Origin of the sequence: uncultured Bacteroides sp. (assembly GCF_905207245.1) — a bacterium.
Classification (GTDB): domain Bacteria; phylum Bacteroidota; class Bacteroidia; order Bacteroidales; family Bacteroidaceae; genus Bacteroides.
Genome location: NZ_CAJLKP010000034.1, coordinates 13,660 through 39,456 on the forward strand (window position 1 = coordinate 13,660; position 25,797 = coordinate 39,456).

Sequence of the window (25,797 nt, forward strand, 5' to 3'; positions counted from 1 at the left end):
ACTGCCGGTTCCTTGAACCTATAATATTCATGTTGGTGTTTTTTGTCATTGTTCCTTTTATTCTGTTGCGTATATCCGATTTTTATTAAAATAGAAGCCTCCTTTTCCTGGTAGTGGGATAGGGGGCTTTTTAGGTGTAGGCGTACGTTTCTACCGCTTTTTTAATTAGTTTATAGTCGATATTGTTCTCTATGGCTGTGTAGTACCATAAACCTTTCTTAGGCGCTTCGGGGTAATCATATACTCGCTTGATGATATAGGAAAGGTGGAAGGCTGTGAACAGCCTGTCCTGATGGAGTAATTTGTCTTTCAGTTGCATGAAGGCACGTATGGGTTTGTCGCCTTTGTCCCATGCTGCTTCGAGAAACCTCTCGAAAAGGAGCAGGTCGTCCATTTCTTGTGTCATTTCCAGAAGTTGCATGCCTTCTACTTCTTCGGGTATGGCCGGTTGCCGGATGACGCCATCTTCGACATAGACTACGTCCATGGGATATTGTGAGTTTCTTCGTTTCTTTTTCTTCTTGCCTTCCAGCGTCCATTTCCGGTTCTGCTGGCTCAGCCCATGTTCGGTCCACAGAGCGGCATTGTCAAGCACGATACCTTCGCTCTTGCCGGGAGCAGGGCGCATACATCTTCCTACTTGTTGCAAGTAGAGAGCCAGTGATTTGGTAGGACGCGCCAGTTGTACAGCTTCGCAGTCGGGGACATCGAATCCTTCGGACACGATGTCTACATTGCTAAGTACACGTGTCCTGCCTTCTTTAAAGTTTCTAAGGATTTGTTCGCGCTGTGTTTTCGGCGTGTTGGTGTCGAGGTGCTCGGCTGATATGCCGGCCTCCCGGTATTCTTGTACGATTCTCTGGCTATGCTCGACATTGACTGCAAAGATTATCATCTTTTTACCGTTGGCATGGGCAAAATAGCTATTGCAGAAATCTATTAGACTGCTTTTTGTTAAAATAATGCTTTATTCATAAGTAAAAGTACCGGATGCCTTAATAGGTACAAAAACTACCTGAATTGTTACATTTTAGTTAGAGAAAATAGTTTTAGAAATTCCAGCAAGATTTTTTGAGTATAGATAAAAATATTGATATATAGCCATATATACATAGGTGATATGCAAAAATGAAGTAAAGAGCTCTACTGATATAGGAAAAACATAGGCGCAAATTTTACTGAACTACAGATGTTGTTATTGTGACAAAAAAGTGGATAATAAGAGGTTTAATACTGTAAAAAATCAATTTTTGCACATGGAAAATCAAAATATGGTATTTATATATTTTGTAACCCTCTACATTTGTGCCCAATAACAGAGGAAGACACCTCGTCATGTTGCAGATGTTAACCTTCTATTTAATAACTATAAAAAACAAACTTATGGATTTAAAAAGACTTGCCAAAAGGGCATTAGCTACTCTGTCATTGAGTATGTTGTGTTTGGTCGCTTTTGCACAAGGTCGCCAAATCTCAGGTACTGTTATAGACGGTACGGGCGAACCTGTCATTGGCGCAAATGTATTGGAGATTGGTACCACCAATGGTGTAATTACTGACATTGACGGTAATTTCAGACTTGAAGGTGTAAAGCCAAACGCCAAGATTCAGGTATCATTTATCGGCTACATTACACAGACGATTCCGGTAGGAGATCAAAGTATTATTAAGGTAACGCTGAAAGAAGATGCACAGGCATTGGATGAGGTGGTAGTTACGGGTTACGGCACAATGAAGAAGAGTGATGTAACAGGATCCATATCATCAGTTTCTGCTAAGAAATTAGCTGCCCGTGGTGTCCTTCGTGTGGAAGATGCTTTGCAGGGATCTGTTCCGGGCGTCAACATCACACAATCCAACAGCCGTGCGAATGGAGGTTTCGATATCCAGATTCGCGGACAAGCCTCTATCACTAAATCAAGCGGTCCTCTTTATGTTGTGGACGGTATGGTCGTCTCTTCTATTGATTTCTTAAATCCTGAAGATATTGAGCGTATCGACGTATTGAAGGATGCATCATCCACAGCTATCTATGGTTCACGCGCATCCGAAGGTGTCATTATCATTTCCACCAAAGGGACTGGTGCCGGACAAAGCAAGGCACAACCTGTAGAAATAACATACGACGGCTATTATGGTATTCGTAAGGTGGCACGTATGCCGGAATTTATGGGTGCAACAGAATGGATGAATTATCGCTTTGCACGCTACACCACCATAAAGAGTGTGAATGATGACGGAACTGTCAATTACCAGATTAAAGATGGAGACCTTCAATCCGTATTCCAGAATGGTACAGAATGGCAAGAGTCACCTTTGTATAGTGCATGGCAAACCGACCAAGGTTATGATTGGGCTGGGCAGGTGTTGCGTACAGCCTCACAACAGAATCATTTCCTCAGTGCTTCCGGTGCTACAGAGAAGACTACTTACCGTTTAGGTGTGGGTTATCAAGGAGAAGAAAATGTTTTCAAGAAAAACGATTACCGGCGTTTCAACATTAAAGGTTCTTTTGACAGCAAATTGTCAAAGGTTGTAGAAGCCGGAATGTCTGTCAATTTAGTGCATGACATTCAGAATGATTGGATAACAGACAGTTCTAACGCATATTCTCCTTATAATAACGCTTTCTGGTTTGCCCCGGTCATATCACCATGGGATGAATCCGGCAATCTTCTGGCTATTCCTGCCAAGGTAGGTAAGTTGTCTCTGACTTCTACTCCATCTCCATTGGTGGATTTTGATATTGACGCATATGAAAACGAAACTCGCAAATTTCATGTATTCGGTAATGCTTATCTGCGATTCAACATTATGGATGGGCTGAAATTTACGACGACTTTCTCTCCTAACTACTACCATGGGCGTCAAGGTATTTTCATGGGTACCGGCGTATCAGAGAAATACCCTTTGGGAACCGCTTATTATCAGAAGCAAAAATACAACAGCGCATCCGTAGTAAATACAGAACGTTTGGATTGGACTTGGGATAATCAGATTGATTTCAGCAAAACTTGGGGTGATCACAGATTGAACGCAATGGGTATGTATTCACTCTATTCTACCAACAAAGAAACTTATACGCAATCTGTAACAGACATTTCTGACGACAAACTTTCATATCATGCTATGGAGAAAGGTTCAGGTACAAAAGACATCAAGTCCTCTTATACGGAATCATCTTTAGTGTCTGTTGCCGCCCGTTTGAACTATGCCTATAAGGAGCGTTATATGGCTACTGTAACAGTACGTACCGATGGCTCTTCACGTTTTGCCAAAGACAACCGTTGGGGCTGGTTCCCATCAGCGGCTGTTGCATGGCGTGCTTCGGAAGAAGATTTCCTGAATGACGTGGAATGGATAGACAACTTGAAGTTACGTATGTCTTACGGTATTACCGGTAATAATAATGTAGGCGACTATGTTACTGCATCTTCCGCTTCCGGTCCTTCTTATTCAACCATTGGCGGTCAAGAATTTCAAGGCTACTATCCTAACGGGTTGATTGATAAGAATCTGATTTGGGAAAAAATCAAAGAGTTCAATGTTGGTGTTGATTTTGCAGTTCTTCAAAACCGTGTTAGTTTGATTGCTGATGTTTACCGCCGTTTGTCTGACGGACAAATCATGAGTGCTACGGTTCCTGTTGAAACAGGTGAGAAGTCCATTACGACCAATATTGGTTCTGTACGGAATTCCGGTATTGAATTGGGCTTGAATCTGGGAGTTATCCGCAACAATAACTTTACTTGGGATGTCAATTTGTCTTTTGCCCGAAACTGGAGCAAAATCAAAGAACTGCCGAATGGGGATGATAAGGATAATAGGTGGTTCCTTGGTGAACGTCTGAACGTCCTGCGTGACTATACGTATGCCGGCATCATTACTAAAGACGGTGTAACAATGCACACAATCAATGGAGACCGTCATTATACACTGCAAGAGGTGTATGACAAGTATGGTCCCAAAAGCAGCAGCAAATTGCAATGGTACGAAGGCCAGATGGCTGTAAATGACTGGAACGATGACGGAACAATCAACGATGACGACAAACAGATTTATGGTTGTACCGATCCCAAATGGACTGGTAGTCTAAGCTCTACAATGACTTACAAAGGCTTTGACTTCTCGTTTATGCTCTATACTAAACAAGGACAATGGTCACGTAGCTACTTTCATGAACAATACATGGATTACAATGACCGTGGGCGCCAAAAAATGAGTTTTGACTACTATATTCCGGCAGGAACTCCGGTAATGGACCCTGCAACCGGTGAAGTAACAGCTCTGGCAGAGACGCACTTTGGCAGCACTCCTTATCCCAACAACTCAGAAAAAACTGGTGGCGGTTATTTCAAGAGCAGCAGTGCGGGAGTCCGCTATCACCAAACATCATTTGTAAAAGTGAAGAATATCACATTAGGCTATACTTTCCCCAAAGCATGGTTAAATAAGATTGCAGTAAAACATCTGCGCCTCTATGTGAATGTACTCAATCCATTCTGTTTTACCGACTATGAAGGCTTCGATCCGGAATGGGCAAGTGCAAACCTGACCAATGGAGGTCCTGCTTCCGTTACTTACCAGATTGGTGCAAATATCAAGTTCTAACAATATCAAATATTATAACAAGATGAAGACTTATAAAAAGTTACTATACACAGTATGCCTGGCAGGAGCCACCATACTGACCGGGTGGGATAGTTTTCTCACAGCTGATAATAAAAGTTCTGTGACTGATGCCGATTATTTCTCAACATCCGCAGGGTTTCAGTCTCTCGTTTATGACGCATACGCTCAGCTGAAAGATATTTATAATAGTTCTAATGTCACCACCTACTTCAACTCGGGAACCGACCTCTACCAAGACGGACGTGGGGATATAGAAGCTGCGTTACACCGTTGGTCCAACTTTACACCGGAAAATGGTACGGTAAAAACATTCTATATTGATTGCTATGACGGCATCCGTTCCTGTCTTGCCATCCAATATTATGCACCGGCTGCGAATGTAAGCGATGATGTCAAACAAAAGGCTATTGACGAAGGCCGTTTTGTAGAAGCCATGTTTTATTACTTGCTGGTAAACAACTACGGTGGCGTACCATTGATTACAGAGTACGCCAGTACTGCTGTCAAAGGTTATCCGCGTGCGACGGCAGAACAGGTCTACACCTATATTATAGATGAGTTAAAAAGCATCATCTCCAATAATAAGTTAGCTGCATCCACTGCCAGTCAAGGGGGAGGTGAAGCCAGTATTGAAGCAGCCAAGGCTTTGTTAGCCAAGACCTATCTTTCTGCCGCATGGGATTTGAACAAAAACGACTACTTCGCCGAAGCGGCCAAGTATGCTGATGAGGTGATCAACGGTCGGTCACTGACTACTGAATTCGCCAAACTTTGGGCGGCCGACCGTTCGGGTGATGATGATGGTGAATTCCTTTTCGACATAGAATATGACTATGACAGTACGCATGACCAAACCACAGGTAACCGCTGGCAGTCATTCTACAGCGGATATTATGGTGGCTCCGAAGAAGGAATGAAGAACGGTTCGTCCGGTTTCGTGCCTTTGATGCACACATTAAGGTATTTTGAACAAGGGGACAAACGTTATGAAGCGACTTTCATGAAAACCTTGTTGGTAAAGAAAGCATGGGATCCCATTGCAGGATTTAAAGAGAACGGACAACCAATTGGAGATTACTTTGCCTTTTATACCAATGGAGAAATGGCACTGGGCAAAATGGTAGGTGTTTACTATCCTGCTTATTGGGAATGCGATGCAGCTTCCGTTAATGCATGGCGTGCCGAAGATCCGGAGAACAGGTCCAATACGTTTATTATTCCACAAAACGATTTGACGGCAGGCATGGAACCTATGACCAACTATATCGCAGATCTTGCAGACTATTCTGACGGCATTATTACCAAATATGATTTTACTGATGCGCAAAAGTGGAGTTGGGCGGTAAATCCGTGCCGTAAGTTTGATGACTGCATGACCGCTGATTATAATGCTGGTAAAAGTTTCCGCGACTTGCATATTATTACGTTGCCAGAAATCTTTTTTGTTGCCGCTGAAGCTTATTATAAGTTGCAGGATCCTAAAGCTCTTGCGCGTTTGAATACAGTCCGCAAACGTGCCGGATTGACTGATGCGACTACCATTGATTTGGACGTTATTCTGAAAGAATCTGCATGCGAGATGTTTGGCAACGGCTATCGGCGCATGGATTTACGGCGCATGGGAAAGCTCGTAGAGTACAACAATCTGTATAATCCGCATTTGGCAGGTACTGCCGCTGCTGTTATCGGAGATAAATTGTTGTGGCCTATTCCGCAGGCAGCCATTGACGCGAACGAACAGCTGACAATAGCAGACCAGAACCCGGGATATTAAAACAATAAGTAAAATAGTCAATAAGGTATAAGTCTGTGAATAAGATCGGGAGATTTAAAAATAGACATTCTTTGTGAGTGAGGGGCTGTCCGGTAAGGATAGCCCCTCACAGTTTAAAAGTAAAAGACATGAAGTGATGAATGGAATATAAACTACTATAATGCTTAGGATACTCCGTATACGATAGAAGATATCGAAGAGATATTCGGCAAGGATTTTCACTATCATCCGGCTGACAAGGTGTTCACGCCACGTCAGGTGGGTATTATTGTATATTGTCCGGGCGAGCTTTAAAAGGGGCTACAAGCCGTAAGTTGCTCACTCCGGACAAGCTGTAAACGAAGCAAATGCAGTGAACCCGAAAGCATCGGAAAGCGGATTTTCCGGGCACGCTGCATCTGCACCAATTACAGACCTTGACAAAGAGAAACAGGATAATTCCTCCAACGGGTTTCCTATAACTTTATAGTATAGTCCAGTCCCTTTCCCGGTGCCACTACAAAGTTGGTCACCTCGAAGTTACAGTCTCCTTCCTTGATGTCTTCCGTCAGTTCTACCGTAATGCTATAGCGCGTATGCGGTTTCAATGTCATGTTGCGGAAATAGATCAGACGGGCATCGTGAGCCGTTTTCTTCAGATGTAGTATGAGATCCGTCGTGTTGGTCACAGAGAAAATCACCTTTTTCTCTGTGCGCTTCACCTCTTCGATAGTCACGCACTTCGCGAAAAACGGACGAAGCAATTCCTCGCGGCCTATCAGCAGTTCGCGATAATAGGCGGCGGTGCGACGGCTGTCCAGTGCCTCACGGATCCCCTTCAGCGAGCGCTCTTTGGCAAAGACAAAAGTCATGGTGCGATGTTCTCCTTTCGAGAAATCATAGTCGGTCTGAATTGGCTGATGGATGTCCGAAGTCCCTATCATGGCCAGGTTTTTGTCTAGGCACCACTGAATGGCTTCGGGCATATAGAGAGCCCCGTTTGCGACTTCGATGCCCTGCATGCAGCCGCTGTTGTAGAGTTCCGTATGCTCCGGCCACCACAACGTGCTGTCCGGTTGTTGACGGGCCCATCCCGGATGATTCCAGAAGATGAACGCGTCTTGCTTCTTTGCCTCCTTAAAGGCATCTTTATACTCCGGCTGTTCCAACGGATTGGAGTCGGATAAGAAGATGGCGTTGAAATGTCCCGGAGCCATGGGGCGGGTAATCTCGCTGCCTCTAATCAATAGGATATCCAGTTCTTTCGCCTTCTTGCAACTAAGCTCGAACGAGCGGTTATGATCGGAGACAATATCCTTCTTATGAGGACGATATTCGATGTGCTCCGTCAGCGAAATGGCATCCAACCCTTCCCGATATGCCTCGTCTACACGTACCGTGGGCCATACCAGACCATCCGAGAAGACCGTGTGCATGTGGAAATCGCACTTCAAGGTGACATACCCCTCCAGATTGGGGATTTGAATCTCATTGCGACGCTGTGCCTGCGCTGTCAGCAGAGTGCCGAACAGAAGCATCGCACTTACTAATATTTTTTCTGTTTTCATTATTCTTTGTTTCATTAAAGGTCTTATTAAAAGTTTTATTCACTCTTTACCAGCTTGATGTTGTCTATAAACCAGCGGCGATAGACACTGCTGCCTGTAGTTCCCTTAGTATCTCCCCAGCCATCGGACTTGATGCTGATGCGGGTGTCCTTGGTGACAAAGGTTCCGTCAATCTGTACTTCGGCATGAAGCCACTCCAACTGATCCACCTCGTTTACAAAGTTATGCCCGATGGGATCCAGTTCCACCGTCTGGCTGCCATTGGTGATGGAAACAATCAACTTCACGGGGTCGAACTTGCGCGTGCCGCCCACCATCGGCGCCCAGTCGAAGGAGAGTATCAGTTTGGTGTTCTCCGGCACGTTCGTCAAAACCGGCAGTGTGAGTCCCGCTTGGTAGTCTGTCTTGCCGAACTTCAGATAGTTCTTCTGCAGATAGATGGCATGACCCGGCGTTTCTTCCAGCTTGTAGCCGCGTGCTTCGAGAGCCTCCGAAGCCAGTTGACCTACCTCGTCCTTCGCTACGTATATCTGCGGGGCAGTACCGTCTCCGTCGTTCTCTACCGTCTGCCCGGCACCGCTGGCATCCGCCCAAGGCTGCAACCACTCAAAGTCTTCCGAGAAGTAGATTACTTCGACCACACCGTTGTCCACAACCGTAGCTGCCAACATCTTCACCACGGGAGCAGCCACTCCGGCGAAGTAACCGCTGACCGTCACCTTATGACCGTTCAGCGAAGCCAGTTTCAGGCCGGCCGGCGGATTGACGATGGAAACCACATACGCAGCCCCTTCCACTGTGATGTTGTTGCCGTCCAGTATGCCGCTCACCGAGATGAAATCCCGTGAAGTAGAAGTGTAGGTATCTACCTTGCCGGTGATGTCCGTAGCCGTGGGATAAGTCACCGTATTGCCTGTGGAGACTACCGTCACCTCGTCGCACTCCACCAGGGCGAGCGACTGCGAATCCGTAGCTTTGGTACCCTTTACCGAAACCTTGTCGCCAATGCTTACGGGCAGGGTACTCTGCATATACATGTTCGTCCCGTTCCGTGCATCGGTAGCCATGAAGCCTGCCGTGGTGACGGCAGTCACGGTGATTTCCGACACAGAGACAATCGTCTTGTCCGCCTGCGTGCCCAGTTCATCGAGGGCATATTCCTTACAGTCGCGGTATTTGTCGCCATTCTGGGTGATAATCACTTCCGCTCTGCTTGCCAGCGTAGCTCCCTTGAATATTACGGCAGCTTCGCGGGGATTGTCGATGGCACCATCGCGCATATTGTCGGCCACTGAAATCGTGATGTCCATAGTTCCCGTGCCGGTAGCGGGGGTCACCGTTACCCAGTCGGGCACTTCCGTCACCCAATCGGCATCTGCATAGACGGTGATCATCTTCTCTGTTCCGCCGTTTGCCTCAAAGTTCAAGGTTCCGGCACTTGCCAATACGGCCTTAGAAAGCGTGTTCTCTTCTTCGTCGCAACTCCACAGAAGGTTGATGGACAGCAACAGGGCCAAGGTCATTATATAGTTTATCTGTTTCATATTCTTAATGATTTCGTTAGATTAAAACGAGAGCCCATCCTCCCAACCCGGATTCTGTGTCAGGTTGTGATTGAGTGAGCGTTCGTTGATTGGAATTGGATAAAGGTAATCCCTTTCTTCGTAGAAATTGGTACGCTTAATGTTCTTGTGATAGTAGATATAACCGTTGTTGTCTGCCGAGAAAATGATTTCCTTTCCTATCTCATAGACCTGCGTACCTGAAGGTGCGTCGGGTTTGGCGGTTCCCTTGTCGTAGAGCACCACGTCTGCCTTTCCGTCACCGGTAAGGTCATACGTTCCAGAGCCGGGGAAGTACATGCCCATGATGGGCTGGTTGATGCAGTAGCCTGCTTTCCAGCGTACCAGGTCATCGAAGCGGAAACCTTCCTGCATCAGTTCGATCGCCCGTTCACGGCGGATTTCAAGGATGACACCCTTGTTGGTGCCCGTCACGTTGGGATAGCCGGTTTCCTCCGAAGCGAGGTATCTGTCCGGATGGGCGTTGGCAGCAGCCAAATCGAGGCCCGGCATCCCTGCACGCTTACGAATCAGGTTGATGGAGTTGTTGAGGTCATCTTGCGTCAAGGTGCCCAGTTCAGCCTTTGCCTCGGCATAGTTCAGGAGTACTTCGGCATAACGATACACGGGAAGGTCGCAGGTAGAACGGCTGTTGCGGTCTACATTGCCGCCCGAAGCGGTAGGGTCTTGCACGAACTTGATGGGCTGATAGCCTGTGATACTGGTAGAGAGGTCGGGTGACAGCACATCCTTCTTGCCGATGCGCGTATAGCCCGGCGTGCGGATGCTTTGGGCCAGACGGGGGTCACGGTCTTTCACCTCGTCAATAAAGGTCATCTCCTGCCAGCCTGCCTTGTCGGTAAAGGCTGTTCCGTCTTTCTTCAGATAGGTATTCACCATCTTGCGGGTCAATCCCGGACGTCCCTGTGTGGGCACCAAAGTATGCGCCGTGGCGTTGTGGTAGATGGCGAGCCCGTAATCAAACTTGATGGCAAGGATATACTCATCCGGATTGGCGTTCTCTTCGGCAAAGAGATTCAAGTAGTCGCTTTCAGGATGTCCGGTGGTGTATAACTTGTACGGGCCTTTGGTCATCAACTCTTGTGCGGTGGCAGCCGACTGTTCCAGATAATAGGTATAGTCGTGTCCTTCCAGATTGAGCTGGTGGTATTTTCGGTAAGTGCCTTCATAGAGGCAGAATTGGGCTTTCAGTGCCATGGCTGCCCATTTAGTGGCACGATAAGGGGCACTCGTTTCTTCCTTGTCGTTGGGAAGATTGGCGATGGCATAGTCCACATCTTCAATCATGTGGGTCATTATCAGTTCGCGTGAGTCACGTGCCTTGTAAAGCGTCTCGTCTCCTGAACCCAGCTCGGTGTCATACCAAGGCACATCGCCGAAGCGTTTCACTTTCTCAAAGTAGAAATAGGCACGGAAGAAGCGGGTCAGTGCGGTGTATTTCACCACGGCATCTTTGTCCGTGCATTGGTCGGCGTATGCTAACAGGGTATTCATCTTGCGCAGGTCTGTCCACGTCCATCCGCCACCCGAAGCGGGAACGGTACGCTTGGTTCCGCCCAGCATCTCGTCCGAGAGGTTCTGCTGTATATAAATGTCACTTTGGTCGTCATAGGGTTCCTTGTCCAGCAAGTTATTGTAGAAAGAGTTGGTGAAAAGCTGTAGGTCAGTTTCCGTTTTGAAGTAATCCATCTGTGAAATTTGGCTCAATGGCTGCAAGTCGAGGAGGTCGTCGCAAGACGAAAGTCCCAAGGAAAATGCCATAGCTGCTATAATTATTCGTTTCATTCTGATTGTAACTTAGTTATGATTAAAAAGTAATGTCTATACCAAACATGAAGGTCTTCTGCCAAGGATAGTAGGCGTTGTTATAAGCACTGTCTCTATCGATGGCTGCTTCGGGATCGATGTACTTGGTGTGCTTCTTCAGAGGAGACCAGTAGCAGAGGTTCTCCCCCGAGAAGTAAACACGAACCAAGTCGACGCCTATTTTTTTCGTCAGAGTGGCGGGAACGGTATATCCCACTGTCAGGTTCTTGAAACGCAGGTAGCGCAGGTTCTGTAGATAACGGTCGTTGACCTTGCTCAGCGGGCCGGAAGTGGCAGAATAGGCCATCGGACGGGTAAAGTAAGCATCCTTGTTGTCTTCTGCCCATACATCCTTCAGGAAGTCTTCCTGCAAATAGGTCAGGTAAGGATAGGAATATGGGCCCCAGAACTGCATGGCCTGACCGGTGGGATACCAGTAGTGGTTGCCGGTGCCCTGAAAGAACACGGAAGCATCGAAACCTGCCCAACGTACACTGGCATTGATGCCGTAGGAGAAGCTGGGGAGCGAATTGCCCAATACCTTGCGGTCGCCCGGGTCGTTGGCGGAGTTGCCGCCGATGTCCAATATGCCGTCACCGTCGAGGTCAACGAATTTAAGGTCGCCTCCTTGCCATCCGCCGGTGATGCGTTTGTTGATGTAGCTCAAGTCCACCTCTTTGGCATAGGCCTGGGCTTCTTCTGTGCTTTGGAACAGTCCGTCGGTGACAAATCCCCAGATTTCGCCCAGTCTCATGCCCTCGTAATAGCTCTTGGCGAAGGTTTTGTCTTTGTTGTCGTATTTAGTGATATAACTTTTGTAGTCGCTCACATTGAAACCGATGCTGTACTCCAACGGCTGATGTCCCAAGGAAAGTTTGTCTCTCCACGCAATGGATAGTTCATAACCTTTGGTACGCAGGTTGGCGGTGTTCATATCGGGTACGCTGGCTCCATATACGGCAGGCAGTTCAATGCCGTCCGTCAGCATGTCTTTGGTGTTTCGGATGTATCCGTCCATAGTGATGTTCAGGCGGTTGTCCAGCATGGAGAGGTCAAGTCCAAGATCCCATTGCTGGGCGGTTTCCCAAGTCAAGTCTGATGCCAAAGGAGCGCCTAAGGTAGAATACTTGGCCATGGCACTGCCTTCGCCGAAGGAATAGCCGCCAAAGTCGTTGATGGAAACACCACGCACGAAGGTATAATAGGAAGATACGTTCTGATTGCCCAGGCTACCAAAGGAGCCTCTCAGCTTCAGATTGTCGATGACCTTGCGGGCAGGCTTGAAAAAAGGTTCTTCCGAGATACGCCATCCCACCGAACCGGAAGGGAACAATCCCCAACGGCTGTTGCGGGCAAAGCGGGAAGTACCGTCGTAACGTCCGCTGACCTCGAAGAGATAGCGTGCTTTATAATCGTAGTTGATGCGGCCGAAAAATCCCATCAGGGCATATTCGTTCTGTCCGCCGCCTACGCCCGTGATGGTCTGGCCTTCGGAGTTCTGTCCCACCAGGTCGAGGTCATCCAGTGTAGTAGAAGAGAGGAACTCCCCATAAGCCGACACGTTCTTCCGTCTCAGTGTCTCGTAGTTGAAACCGGCAACAGCCGAAAGGTGATGTACTCCGTTGAAGGTTTCTTCGAAGTTGGCATACGCATTGGTGGAATAGTAATTGCGGGTATTCACCGCTTCGTCCAGACGGTTGGCACCGGCACCGGTGGCATAGACACCCAGCTCGGCATCCGGATATTCCCGGTAATACATATTGTTGGAACGGCTGGTGTTGCGTGCCTGATACAGACGATAAGTGAAGTCTGCCGTCAGGCTCAACGCCTTGATGGGCTTGATGACAAGGCGTGTGGTATTGGAGAAGTCGTTGGCACGCTCCACGTTGCGGTGCGAACCTTCTCCCAAGATGATGTGGCGGCCGTTGCCCACTTTATAGTTCAGATAAGGTGTACTGTAGAGCCATGAGCCATCAGGATTCTGCATGGGGAAGCAGGCCAGTGCGTGACGGGCACCGTATGCGAGGGTGTTCTCTACGCTGCCGTCTCCCTGATAGGAATATTGTGACCCATAGAAAGAGGTGTTGTTGGTCATCGTAACCCACTTGCTAATCCGGAAGTCAATCTTTGAACGCAGGTTGTATTTCCTGTAGATGTCAGGATTGGCTTTCAGAATACCTTTCTGATAATCGTATGCACCGGAAACAAGGTACTTGATATCCTTTGTTCCGCCGCTGATGGAGATATTGTGCTGCTGCACGGGGTGGTTGTCCCGATACTGCATGTGCCACCAGTCGTAGTTGCCATAGTAAACCCACTGCTTGCGGCCGTTCCGTTCCTCTTCTACCACCCACGGCCGGTCGGGATTTTCCGTCTTGTCGTTCACGCGGGCAAGCAACTGCTGCATGTCGCGGTCGGTGTAGTTGACGTATAGTGTTCCCGAATCAGCTTTCCAGAACTTGTTGATGGTATAGACTGACCAATATCCGGTGTCTTCGTAATCGGTGGAAGTTGTCGGAGCTTCCCATCCGATACGGCCGCTGTATCGTACGGTTGCCTTGCCGCTCTGTTCGGTACCGGACTTGGTGGTGACCAGGATGACACCAAAAGCCGCACGTGCACCGTAGACAGCTGCTGCCGAGGCATCCTTGATGACAGAGATGGACTCCACGTCATTCGGATTGACCCGGTTCAGGTCACCCACGGCACCGTCCACCAGTATCAACGGCTCGGCACCGTTGATGGAAGTCACACCACGCACATTGATGGCAGGCGAACTACCCGGCACACCGGAAGAGGTGGTGATGTTGAGACCTGCCACAGAACCTTGCAGCATGTTGGTGATGGAGTGGGATACCCGGTTTTCGAGCGTCTTGCTGCCTACCGTCGATACGGCACCCGTCAAGTTGACCTTTTTCTGAGTACCGTAGCCCACAACTACCGCTTCATCCAGCAGGACGGCATCTTCCTGCATGTGGACCGTGATGTCTTTCTGACCCGGTGTCACCTTGACTTTCTGAGTCTGGCAGCCCACATAGGAGAATTCCAGTATAACCGTTCCCGATGGAGTCTGGAGTTTAAAAGAGCCGTCTTCGGCAGTTATGCCGCCTTGGGTGGTACCTTCCACCCTAATGGTTACCCCCGCAAGAGGCTCCTGTTGGGTATCCAGGACTTTTCCCGATACCATTCTGCTCTGGGCAAGGAGAGCCGAATAACTCCCCAGTACCGATAAGAGCAGAAACAAAATAGAAGATTTGAGTACTTTCATAAGATTGTATAAGTAAGTGTTCATAATTAGTTCACATAATAATAGGTAACTGAATGATAATTTAGCGGAACGAGCGTCGATATAATATACGGCACCCGTATAAGCTCTGATACGGCACCCGTATAAGCTCTGATACGGCACCCGTATAAGCTCTGATACGACACCCGTATAAGCTCTAATACGGCACCCGTATCAGGTAAGGTACGCCACCCTGCATAGTAGAGTTCCGCTAAATCATCATTTATAGCACGAATTAATTTTGATTGAGTACTTAAGAATTAGTATGTATCTCTGTTGTGACCTGTGTCACTAAAGCTTGTAGGCATCCGTAGAAAATTCTTTCGGACGCTGCATTTCCTCTTCCCATGTATGGCCGAACTCATCCTTGACGGTTATCACCAAGTCAGTGTCGGCATCGGCAACCTTTACTTTAAAGAAGTGGGAGAACTTCTCGGTAATGAAGCTGGGCGTCGACGTGAGGCTTGCCGAGTTGAATCGCTTCACGGAGAGTGCGGCGATGTGCAGCGGGTCGTAAGCCCAGACAGCCGTAGGAGTCAGATTGCCACCATTCTCGTCCGTCACCGTCAGTGTCCAGCGCGGGTTCCAGTTCCAGATGTTTATCAGTACCTCGTTGTCACTGTTCACCGGATAGGCTTCCACATAGCGCAGGTATTTGTTTTTGACCGAAGCGGATACGTTGTCGGGCATCTGCGGAACATCTGCCAAAGAGAAATGTACCTTGTTCAGGTCGTAGCTGCGGAACTGATAATCCTCGGAACTTCCGGTAGCCTTGTAGCTCCACTGAAGCTCGGTGCCGGAAACATTCCAGATGGAATATCCGCCGGGAGTTCCGTCGGGGCTGATATGAATGCCGGAAGTCAGATGACCGGACCACCACCAAGAACCGCAGACGGCTCCGGTATTGTGTTCATAGAAGTCACGTCCGTCTGCTACAGATGTTTCGGGCGTCACGTTGAAGTTCAGGTGCGTGTGTCCCGTTACGAAGTGTACCCGGTAGCCGTTGAGCAAGCTGAGTAATTGTGCGGTATTGACCACATCATGGTCTATCTTGAAGTCACCGGTTTCCAGGGGATAGAATACCTGCGCGTGCATCACAATCACCAGCGGTGTTGCCTTGTCGATGTACGAAAGGTCTTTTTTGTGCCAGTCCAACTGTTCGGCGGAAACGCGCTTCTCGTAGTTGCGGGAGGTGGTTCCGTCGTAGCTGTCGCAATCGATGTCGTCCATCACGACGTAATGTACCTTGCCTATATTAAAGGAATAATAGGTAGGGGCTATATAGTTCATGAATTTACCCTCGGCATCAAAGTCGGAAACGGCTTTGTAATCATAGTCATGATTGCCGATGGTGTGGAATATCTGCAAGTCCTTCACCTGACTGTTGATGGTATTCAGATATTCGGGCAGGGCATAGTTGTTGGAGTACCAGTAGAGGTCCCAGGTCATGTCGCCCAGCGTGATGGCATACATCTTCTCTCCGGAATGGGCGGTGCGATACTTGTTCAGGTCTGCCGTGAATTCAAGGAACTGGCGCCTGTCGTCCGTGCGGTTGGCAAGGTGCATGTCACCCAGCATGAATACCTTATATGTATCTTGTCCGGTCACCTTCTTCAGCGTAAAGTCCTTCCGTTCCGCCACCTCTGCATTCGCTTTCAGCAGCTGGTAGAATTGGGGAAGCACTCCTTCGGAAGGCACCTCATAGCCGCTTGGAATAGAGATAAAGACATAGCCCCATTTCTTATCAGACTTCAACTGATAGATACCGTTTTCGTCCGTCACGGCCACCGCCACGCCGTCCGAAACCACTACGCCCTTCACGCCGCCTTCTTCCGAAGAGACCTTGCCATAGACCGTGGTGCCGGCATCCGGCGTAAAGTCCAACTTCGCGCCGATATTGAGATAGATTTGTCCAATCAGCTTTTTGCGCTCATTCCGCCTGACGGATACTTTATAATAGCCCGTTTCACAATCAGCGGGAATCCGTACCGCAAAGCTCTCGGACGAAATGCTGACGAAAGGGCAAATATAGGATATACCTTCGCCGGACTCTATGATAAACGAGTCGGATGTTTGGGGAGCTTCCCCGCTTTTTACCTTAAAAACATACTCTCCGCCTTTGGCCACATCCACCAATTCCGGCAGTTCAAACTGCACACTGAAATTATCCGTAAGTGTCTCTTCACCAATATCGTTGCTACAAGCAATCAACGGAAGAACCGTCAATGACACCAACCATAATACAAACTTTACCATATCTCTCATTTAAATGACAATTTACTTTTCATTGTTCTATTTTCAATCTAATTAACCGCTTTTATGGGGTGCAAAGGAACGCCTAGCATATTTCAATCAGGCTACACACATGTGACGTTCTTTTTTCAAGGCAGGTTAGGGTATATCCCGAAAAGCAAATCTTCGCCGCACCAAGCTTCAAGATGAGAACATGACTGAACTCAAGTAGATTGACGGCTCCGGTCAATAACCAAAAAATGTGGGATTGCTTGAATATTTTTAATTCAAAAGTGATAGATTTGCAAACATCTTCTTATCTTTATTCTCTGGTAGGCGTAAGTGCCGGATCCCCCTGATACAGATGGCGATGGGAGCTATTAATGGAATATAAACTACTATAATGCTTGTGGTTATGAAGCAGAGTTATGATAAAGAGATTTTGTCGAGAGTGGAACCGATCTTCCACATTATGGAGCAACGTGTTACTCCCGAGGAGATGGAAAACATCAGAAAGGCATTCGGGCTGGCTTATGAAGCCCATAGCAGCCAAAAAAGAAAGACTGGCGAGCCGTATATCATTCATCCCATTGCCGTAGCACGCATCGTTGCCGAGGAATTGATGCTTGGCGCCAATCCTGTAATTGCAGCGTTCCTGCACGATGTCGTGGAGGATACTCCGTATACGATAGAAGATATTGAAGAGATGTTCGGTAAAGACGTGGCTTTTCTTGTACGGGTGGTGACGAAGCTGAAGAAAGAGAGCTATGATACCTCCAAGCAGGTGGATAACTTCAAGCAGATGCTTGAGTCCATGCAATATGATATCCGGGCTATCCTGATCAAGCTGGCTGACCGTCTGCATAATATGCGGACGTTAAGTAGCATGAAGGCAGACAAGCAGATGAAAATAGCCGGAGAGACAGACTTTTTTTATGCTCCTTTGGCCAATAGGTTGGGGTTGTACCCGATTAAGGTGGAACTGGAGAATCTGAGTTTCCGTTATCGCTGTCCGATGGAATATGAACGGATCCATGGGTTGATAGAGGCGGAAAAGTTGCAGGATGCTCCCCGTTTGGAAGAATTCATTCATGGCATTGAGATGCAGCTGGTCGGTCACGGTATTCCTGTGCAGATAGAAGCCGTATATCGTTCCCCGTTCAGCATACGCCGTAAGATGCAGCGTTACGGTTGTGACTTCAATCATGTGGAGAATCACCATTTCGTCCGTATCGTGTATAGAGATCCGGAGGAATTGTCGGAGAAAGAGGTCAGCCTGAAAATATATGCCCTGCTTACGGATATCTTCAAGGAGAAACCGGGCAGTGTGGTGAATTACATCGACTCTCCCAAAGAGAACAATTATCAAAGCCTGCATGTGAGGTTGTTGACTAAATATGGTAAATGGGAGGAGATCCATATCAGTTCGGAACGTATGCGCCGTTGTTCCCGGTATGGTTGTGTCGCGGAACGTGAGGAAGGTAATATCGCGAAATGGATAGAGAAGTTCCGTCAGAACCTGCAAGATATAGCCTGCCACAATCATGAAAGCAGCTTCATGGAGGGCGTGGTGTCTTCTTTCTATAATGATGACATGGTGGTCTTTACTCCCAAGGGCAAAAGTATCACTCTTCCGACAGGCTCTACCGCATTGGATTTTGCGTTTGAAGTGCATAGCGATATCGGCCACCATGCCCAATATGCACGGATAAACGGGAAACTTGCTTCCGTAAAGAGCACTCTGCATAGGGGTGACTGCATAGAGATCGGTACCAAAGAATCCATTAGCCCCCATGAAGACTGGCTGGCTTGTGTGAGGACTTACAAAGCGAAGAGTTATTTGATCCGGTTATTTAAAAGCCGCACCAGATCGGAGCTTGTGCGTTGCCCTTATTGCCAGCCGTTGCCTGATGACGAAGTGATTGGTTTTAAGAATGCCGACTCCACCATTTCGGTTCATAAGCGTGATTGTGCCAAAGCCATCAGCCGAGCTTCGCAGGACGGAGATTCGGTGGTGGCCATTGAATATAAAGAGAGTGATACGCTTTATCCGGTATGTATCCATGTGAAAGCCATTGACCGCTATCATCTGTTGAGTGATTTGATAAACTGCATTACCGACAAGTTACAGTTGGGTATCGACCATCTTAAAACGGATACGGTGGATGAGATTGTGGATTGCGATATCTATTTTCAGGTGCATTCGTTCAATGAATTGCAAATGGTGATTTCGGACATAAGCTCCATTGAAAACGTGGATGAGGTGGAGAAAGTATAAAAGGCGATTATTAACATGACTTTCAAAAATACAGGGAAACGATTTTTGTTTATTCGACCATCGCCTATCTTGTTTTACCTATTGATTTAATCTCGGCCAAGCGCTTGCCCGTCATCGGCTGGATTGATGAACTTGTCTCTCTGACAGTTGCTTATCTGAAAGTGAAGAAGTATGTTACTCCTGAGATAGAGAGGCGAGTTGAGGATATATTGGACCACCTGATACCTATGGCAGGTTATGAGGTAGCTGAGTGATGATAAGTAAAATAATTCATATTATGTAAATTACTAAATATATAGTATTATTGATTACAGACCTGCTTGTTTGCAGTGTCTGGGCTATTATGGCAAGCCAGGCTGTTCAGGTGAAAGAAAACTGCATTTATTCCTGTGGAACAAGAAGATTATGGTTTTGAGGATATCATGAACTTATAAAACTTTTAAGAAAAGCACAAATAACTTTTAAGAAAACCCTTATGGCAATTAATCACCTAACTTTGCACAATGAACTTATCAAGATATTAAAAAATGGTTCGAAATAAAAAGAAAATATTCGTAACGGTAGCCGGTGTTTTTCTATTGATTGTTGTGATGGCGGGTATATATGTCTGGTGGAATATCGGCATGCTTGATTCGGACGGAGAAAGGGACGGTAAGTATGGTAATAGACCGTATTATTCGGTATCAGATAATGTATTTGTCAGTCCTGACAAATTGGAGTTTTTTCCGGAACAGACAACTGGAGGTAGTGCAGGATTCGGACGTTTTTTTAAAAGATCGCCCAATGCCCCTAGAAACGAACTCCCCGTAGAATCACTGGCAAAGAGAGATTTTCCGGCAATTCCGTCGGACTATGCACTGTATTGGCTCGGCCATTCATCGGCTATCTTGGAATTGGATGGTATTCGTATCATCATAGATCCGGTGCTGGAAAATGCCGCGCCGGTTCCGGGCATTGTGCAACGTTATGTAAGTTCTCCTATCCAACGGTGTGAACTGCCTGATGTGGATATTGTATTGATTACCCATGATCATTATGACCATCTGGAGGTGGCGACAATGAGGGCATTAAAAGATAAAAAGGTTAAATTCATTTGTCCGTTGGGTGTCGGGACGCGGTTAGAGGGCTGGGGCATTCCACCGCAACAGATTACTGAAGTTGGGTGGGGGGATACTGTAAAAATTACCTCTGTACAGATTGTCTCAACAATCGGAATTCATTATTCCGGTAGAAGTAAAGCAGACCGTGATAAGACGCTGTGGACAGGGTACGCAATCAAAGGTACACAGAAAAATATCTATTGGAGTGGAGATACCGGTTATGGCGCACATTTCAAACAGATAGGAGAGCAGTATGGACCTTTTGATTTGGCATGTGTGGAGATTGACGGATGGAATGCCGGTTGGCCCAACACGCATCTTTTCCCGGAAGAAGTGATTGCTGTCTGTAAAGACGTGAAGGCCGAAAGATTATTGCCTGTACATTGGGGCGTTTTTGATTTGGCTCTGCATCCTTGGAATGAGTCTATCGAAAAAGTTGCAACTTTAGCTGCGGCTGACAGTATCGTTTTGGTTACGCCTATGATGGGAGAACGGATTGTGCCTGGGGAAACATGTACCAGTACTTGGTGGAGGTATTAGCAGGCTGTCTTGCAATAAAATAATATTTTTGTTAATCAATTAAATAGTAGAAATATATGGAACCGGGTATAGTAGTTTACGATTATATGGATACCTTCTTCTGCTGCATGGTGGAGAAAGACAAGTGGTGTGAAGAAATGGTGTCGGAACACATGTTGGTTTATCTTTGTTCGGGAGAGATGGACTTAGTCACACCCGAGAAAAAGCACCATCTGAAGAAAGGGGATGCCTTTTTCATCAAGCGTAACCACATGGTGCGTAAAATCAAACAACCGTCGAAGAACGGGGAACCTTTTAAAGGATTATTCCTGCAATTGAAGACGCCTTTTCTGAAACAGCTTCTGAATGAATATCAGATAACCGTACCATTGGTGAATAATCCTGCAATAGCGAGATCGACTTACGTGATGCTGGAGAAGCATCCTTTCCTGAACGGTCTTTTCACTTCTTTGGAACAATATTTCGACGTACAGCAATATCCGTCGAAGGAATTAATGGAGGCTAAGTTGAAGGAGGCTGTTTTTACGCTTCTGCAACTCAAGTCGGAGCTGGGTTCTGTGCTGTTTGATTTTGCTGAACCATGGAAAATCAATTTAGAGGATTTTATGAACAAGAACTACAAAAGCGATCTTTCTGTTGAGGAATTTGCCCATTATACCGGCCGCAGTCTTTCGGCATTCAAAAAAGACTTTGCGCAAGTGTTTCACATGACTCCAAGCCGCTGGATTGTGAAACGACGGTTGGAGGAAGCGATGGATATGATGGACAGGCTGGGGCGGAAACCTGCCGATGTCTATTTGGAGGTAGGTTTCAAGAATTTGTCGCACTTTTCTACTGCCTTTAAGAAAGAGTTCGGTTTTCCACCTTCAGCCATACCTACTCGTGCTGTATAATAAGGAGAACTATAAGAGTCCAGAAAAACAATGAATTATATATTTATGAAGAAGATATTTTTTGTTTTCATTTTTACTCTATTTATAGGCATATCCCAAGTTGGGGCTTCGGACATACCTACCATTTATATTACCACGGCGGACAGTACGGCTATTACATCGCGGGATTATTGGTTGGAGAACAGTTCATTGCGCATTGTCATGCCCGATGGCAGTGCCGTATATGAGTCTTCCAAGGCAGCTGTGAAAGCAAGGGGGCATTCTACATTCACCAAGCCGAAAAAACCTTTTGCCATCAGGCTGGAAGAGAAAAGCGGACTGCTGGGAATGACTGAAAACAGGCGATGGGTGCTGCTGGCAAATTTTATGGATCATAGTCTTCTCCGCAACAGCTTGGCGCTAAGCATAGCCAAGCAGACTTGTCTGGATTGGACACCTGATAGCCGGTTCGTGGATGTGGTGGTCAATGGAGAGTTGCAGGGATGTTATTTGCTTTGTGAACAGATACGCATCGGCAAGGAGTGGGTAGATATTGACAAAGAAGACGGATTCCTGATAGAAGCGGACAATTACCCGAATGAAAAATATCGTATCGATACCCGGTTCAGGCATCTGCCGGTAAATGTGAAATCACCTGAGGAACCTTCTTCACGGCAGATGGCATTCATCGAGAATTATATGAATGAGATAGAGCAACTTCTATATAGTGAGGAGCTGTCAGATCTGACTTTGCTTTACCAGAAATATTTGGATCTGGACACGTTTGTCGATTGGTGGCTGGGGCATGAACTGACACAAAATGCGGAGCCTAACGGCCCGAGAAGCTGTTATATGCACAAGGATAAGGATGGTTTGCTGAAGGCGGGACCCGTATGGGATTTCGATCTGGCTTTTATCTCCGTTGGCTTGGATAAAGGCGGTGATATACGGCCTTCCCGGTTTAACCGGACGGACGTTGTGCTGCTGACCGGAGATAGTATTTATAACCGGTGGGAGGCGCTTATCGGGAAATCGGCCCTTGCGGACGAACATTTGTGGCAGGGGCAGGACCCGGCACGATTTGACACCTTTACAGGTTTTCATTTATCCGTTTCGAATTTGAAACAGGTCTATCTGTACCGGATAGAGAGTTTGAACAAGCTTTTGGCTGAATAAGGGGCTTTCAAGGAAGGGGATAAAATAACGTTTCGGAAAAGTGGAAAATGACGTTTTGAAAAAACAGCGTTCCTATATGCTGGCTTACCTTTGCATCATCGGACAGAATCCGGTGGTGCTTTTTTATTTTATAATATTACAGATGGAATGAGTGAATTGATAACGAAAGTCAGGATGGAAGTTAGAATGTTGCGTGACCAGAAATATTCTTGTTCGCAAGCAACTTTTGTCGGTATATGCCGGGCTATAGGTTGCGAGCGCAGTGATAAAGAACTGATGGCTCTGTCTGCAGGCTTTCGTGGCGGCGTGGGTTGCTCGTACAACGAAGGTTCATGTGGTGCTTTCTCGGCAGGTATTATGGCACTTGGGATGTGTTTGCCCGAAGATAATGCAAAGGCCATTGCGTTATCTAAAGAATTATTTGACCATTTCAAACAAAAGCACGGAACGGTGATCTGTGGTAATATCGTTTATCGGTATGGATTCACAGAGTGCACCAATTGTTGTATCTGCGTTGCTACAAAAGTTGCGGAGTTACTGCAAAGGGAAAAGGCTTTGATATAAAATTGGGAACTTTGACTTGGATATTAGAATTTCTCAGTATTCTGGAATCAAAATCTACAATTCTTGGATTCAGGAAATAATCTTTTATATTAATTAGTTTTATTCCCTTAAAAATGTTTCGTTATATGGAACTATTTCTTATTTTTGCATTAAAATAAAAACTGTGGAAACCAAAGCAAAATTTAAAGTTGTCTATTCAAAGGATGCAGACGATTTTCTGAATCATCTACCGATAAAAATTAAGGATAAGATCATCTACAACATAGCTAAAGCAAAATTTGTGATAGATCCCGAACTTTTTAAAAAATTAGATGATACAGACATTTGGGAGTTCAGGACCTTATATAATAAGGTTAAATATAGACTGCTGGCTTTTTGGGATAAGGATAATGGTGTGGATACTTTAGTGATTGCTACGCATGGCTTCATAAAGAAAACCCAAAAAACACCTTCGAAAGAAATAGCCAAAGCTGAAGAGATTAGAAAAGCATATTTTAATTTAAAAAAATAAAGAGTATGGAAACAATGAAGTTTTATACAGAAGAAGAAATATTAGATAAACACATAGGAGAAATTGGTACTCCCCGAAGAGATAAGTTTGAAGCTGATTTGAGTTCATTTTTAATTGGTGAAGCTATCAAAAAAGCTCGTCAAGCAAAGAATTTGACCCAAGAAGAATTAGGTAATCTGATTGGTGTACAAAGGGCACAGATCTCTCGAATAGAGAATGGGAAGAATCTGACTTTTTCTACTATTTCCAGAGTTTTTAAAGCTATGGGAATAAGCGTAAAATTAGAGATTGACAATTTAGGAAAGGTTGCTTTGTGGTAAAATGGATATTCAAAAGAGGATAGCCAATATACCTGTAGCTGTAAGATAAATCATTTCTAGTGGTAAGGAGAAGCGTTGGGAATATTCTATCACTTCTCCTTTTATTTTAGCAGACATTGGCACTCTCTTATGTTTATTTAAAATAATTATATGTGAATGAATGATTTCATGGTATTCCGGTCATTCTTTATTATTTTGTAATAACCATTTCCATGCAGGTTTTATCTTTATTTCCTTTCCATCTCTGCTTATCGTGCTTTCTTCATCTTTCGTGATGATGATAAGTTCGTTACATTCGGTTACTGAAGCGGCCTCTAAAAGACCTTTTATTTCCCTTTCCCGTGTATCCTCATCCGTCATATTCCAAGTGACTTGTATGAGTTGTATCACAGAATCTTCACGTTGTAGAACAAAGTCACATTCGCAGTTTCCTTGATAATATGTAATTTTGTCAGCCGGGAGACGCATTCGGTTCAACTGCATGAATACGGTATTTTCTAGATTTTTCCCATCATCGTTGCTTTGAGGCATGAGTACGGCTCCACGCAGACCATTGTCAATGCAATAGTATTTATCAAGCGATTTCTGTTCCTTTGCTAGTGATCGGTCATATTTGGAAATGCGTACAAACATGAAGATATTGCAAATATAGTCAGCCCACAGATATAAGTCATCCTTGCTGACTTTAAGTCCTTGGGATTTGATATCTTTATAAATGGCGTTGATGGATGTCGGTTTTGTCAGATTGGCCATGATGCGCTTAACAAAATACCGTACAACACTTATATTGGATATGTTGTAGTGTTCGGATAGATCTTTTAATATCATCGTGTCGAAATATCCATGCAGTAGCTTCAATTGTTCTGAACGGGATGGAGTCAGTACGATTTCCGGAAAAGTACTTGCCTGGTTGTATGCTTCGAAAGCAGCTCTCAGTCGTGCCATATCTTGTTCCAAATAGGTGCCGGTGACAATTCCTTTGAAGCGACAATATTCGTTGAACGAAAGCGGATATATTTCGTATTCCAAAGGATAGCCGCGCAAGGCCGAACTTAATTCTGTGGAAAGCATGGTGGCATTGCTTCCGCATACATAGATGTTTTTGCAATAAGACTTATAAACTCGTAACACAAAATATTCCCAGTCCTTTATCAGTTGGATCTCGTCAAAGAACATGTGTACATCCTTTATCGGAATGTCCGGAAACATCTCCATATACGAAGCGATTACATCATCCAGCTCATTAGATGACATATTTTTCAAACGTTCATCATCAAATCCCAGCCATAAAATGTTTTTAGGGGGAACTCCTTCACGTACAAGGCTGTTAATGGCTATTTCCATAAGCGTGGATTTACCGCAACGGCGCACACCCGGAACCGTAATTATCTTCTTGCGGTTTGTCGGTAACTTTATATCTCGTTCAATTACCTCAAACGGAATCTCACTTTGCTTGATAGCTATAAGCGACTTGATGACATCTTTTCTCATATCTTTCTTTTTTTGTGAATGCAAAGGTAGAAAAGTTTCCTAAATAAAAGGAAAGATTTGGTTTAAACTTTCCTTTTATTTAGGA

The 25,797-nt window shown here is 45.9% G+C and carries 16 protein-coding genes and 1 pseudogene; 10 read left to right on the forward strand and 7 right to left on the reverse strand.

The window, feature by feature from the left end:
* Window positions 1-130: 130 nt before the first annotated feature.
* On the reverse strand, window positions 131-964 hold the full coding sequence (locus tag QZ135_RS11805) for a helicase-related protein (RefSeq protein WP_365978815.1): 834 nt from the start codon (window positions 962-964) through the stop codon (window positions 131-133).
* A gap of 419 nt (window positions 965-1,383) precedes the next feature.
* Between QZ135_RS11805 and QZ135_RS11810 the strand changes: the two genes are divergently transcribed.
* Complete coding sequence (locus tag QZ135_RS11810) at window positions 1,384-4,611, forward strand: TonB-dependent receptor (RefSeq protein ID WP_044266950.1); 3,228 nt, start codon at window positions 1,384-1,386, stop codon at window positions 4,609-4,611.
* A 22-nt stretch (window positions 4,612-4,633) separates the two neighbouring features.
* Complete coding sequence (locus QZ135_RS11815) at window positions 4,634-6,406, forward strand: RagB/SusD family nutrient uptake outer membrane protein (RefSeq protein WP_294609218.1); 1,773 nt, start codon at window positions 4,634-4,636, stop codon at window positions 6,404-6,406.
* Between the two features lie 455 nt (window positions 6,407-6,861).
* Here QZ135_RS11815 and QZ135_RS11820 read toward each other — a convergent pair whose 3' ends face one another.
* The 5 genes from QZ135_RS11820 to QZ135_RS11840 form a co-directional block, all read right to left on the reverse strand.
* Window positions 6,862-7,953 carry an Sb-PDE family phosphodiesterase gene (locus QZ135_RS11820; protein ID WP_365978817.1) on the reverse strand — a complete coding sequence of 364 codons (1,092 nt, stop codon included), beginning with the start codon at window positions 7,951-7,953 and terminating at the stop codon, window positions 6,862-6,864.
* A 35-nt stretch (window positions 7,954-7,988) separates the two neighbouring features.
* Entirely contained in the window at window positions 7,989-9,497 is a 1,509-nt protein-coding gene (locus QZ135_RS11825; protein WP_294609220.1) for a BACON domain-containing protein, read from the reverse strand.
* Window positions 9,498-9,518: 21 nt separating this feature from the next.
* On the reverse strand, window positions 9,519-11,321 hold the full coding sequence (locus tag QZ135_RS11830) for a RagB/SusD family nutrient uptake outer membrane protein (RefSeq protein WP_294609229.1): 1,803 nt from the start codon (window positions 11,319-11,321) through the stop codon (window positions 9,519-9,521).
* 22 nt (window positions 11,322-11,343) lie between these two features.
* Entirely contained in the window at window positions 11,344-14,610 is a 3,267-nt protein-coding gene (locus QZ135_RS11835; protein WP_294609231.1) for a TonB-dependent receptor, read from the reverse strand.
* Between the two features lie 309 nt (window positions 14,611-14,919).
* A complete protein-coding gene (locus tag QZ135_RS11840; protein WP_294609232.1) occupies window positions 14,920-16,893 on the reverse strand; it encodes a calcineurin-like phosphoesterase family protein in 1,974 nt (657 codons plus the stop codon).
* 382 nt (window positions 16,894-17,275) lie between these two features.
* Between QZ135_RS11840 and QZ135_RS11845 the strand changes: the two genes are divergently transcribed.
* The 8 genes and pseudogenes from QZ135_RS11845 (at window position 17,276) to QZ135_RS11880 (ending at window position 24,221) form a co-directional block, all read left to right on the forward strand.
* Window positions 17,276-19,138, forward strand: coding sequence for an HD domain-containing protein (locus QZ135_RS11845; RefSeq protein ID WP_294609234.1), 1,863 nt, complete (start codon window positions 17,276-17,278; stop codon window positions 19,136-19,138).
* A gap of 41 nt (window positions 19,139-19,179) precedes the next feature.
* A pseudogene (locus QZ135_RS11850) lies at window positions 19,180-19,392 on the forward strand (DUF1232 domain-containing protein); the annotation flags it as partial.
* A gap of 273 nt (window positions 19,393-19,665) precedes the next feature.
* A complete protein-coding gene (locus QZ135_RS11855) occupies window positions 19,666-20,778 on the forward strand; it encodes an MBL fold metallo-hydrolase (protein ID WP_294609235.1) in 1,113 nt (370 codons plus the stop codon).
* 56 nt (window positions 20,779-20,834) lie between these two features.
* Window positions 20,835-21,671, forward strand: coding sequence for an AraC family transcriptional regulator (locus QZ135_RS11860; RefSeq protein ID WP_294609236.1), 837 nt, complete (start codon window positions 20,835-20,837; stop codon window positions 21,669-21,671).
* A 45-nt stretch (window positions 21,672-21,716) separates the two neighbouring features.
* The gene (locus tag QZ135_RS11865) at window positions 21,717-22,826 is read left to right on the forward strand and encodes a CotH kinase family protein (RefSeq protein ID WP_294609237.1); all 1,110 of its coding nucleotides are present in this window, start codon (window positions 21,717-21,719) and stop codon (window positions 22,824-22,826) included.
* A 147-nt stretch (window positions 22,827-22,973) separates the two neighbouring features.
* Window positions 22,974-23,390 (forward strand): C-GCAxxG-C-C family protein, encoded by a 417-nt coding sequence (locus QZ135_RS11870; protein WP_294609238.1) that lies wholly within the window; start codon window positions 22,974-22,976, stop codon window positions 23,388-23,390.
* A 163-nt stretch (window positions 23,391-23,553) separates the two neighbouring features.
* The gene (locus QZ135_RS11875) at window positions 23,554-23,901 is read left to right on the forward strand and encodes a type II toxin-antitoxin system RelE/ParE family toxin (RefSeq protein ID WP_294609239.1); all 348 of its coding nucleotides are present in this window, start codon (window positions 23,554-23,556) and stop codon (window positions 23,899-23,901) included.
* Window positions 23,902-23,906: 5 nt separating this feature from the next.
* Entirely contained in the window at window positions 23,907-24,221 is a 315-nt protein-coding gene (locus QZ135_RS11880) for a helix-turn-helix transcriptional regulator (protein WP_294609241.1), read from the forward strand.
* A gap of 180 nt (window positions 24,222-24,401) precedes the next feature.
* Here the strand turns inward: QZ135_RS11880 and QZ135_RS11885 are convergent, their stop codons facing one another.
* Window positions 24,402-25,712 (reverse strand): ATP-binding protein, encoded by a 1,311-nt coding sequence (locus QZ135_RS11885; RefSeq protein WP_294609242.1) that lies wholly within the window; start codon window positions 25,710-25,712, stop codon window positions 24,402-24,404.
* Window positions 25,713-25,797: the final 85 nt, after the last annotated feature.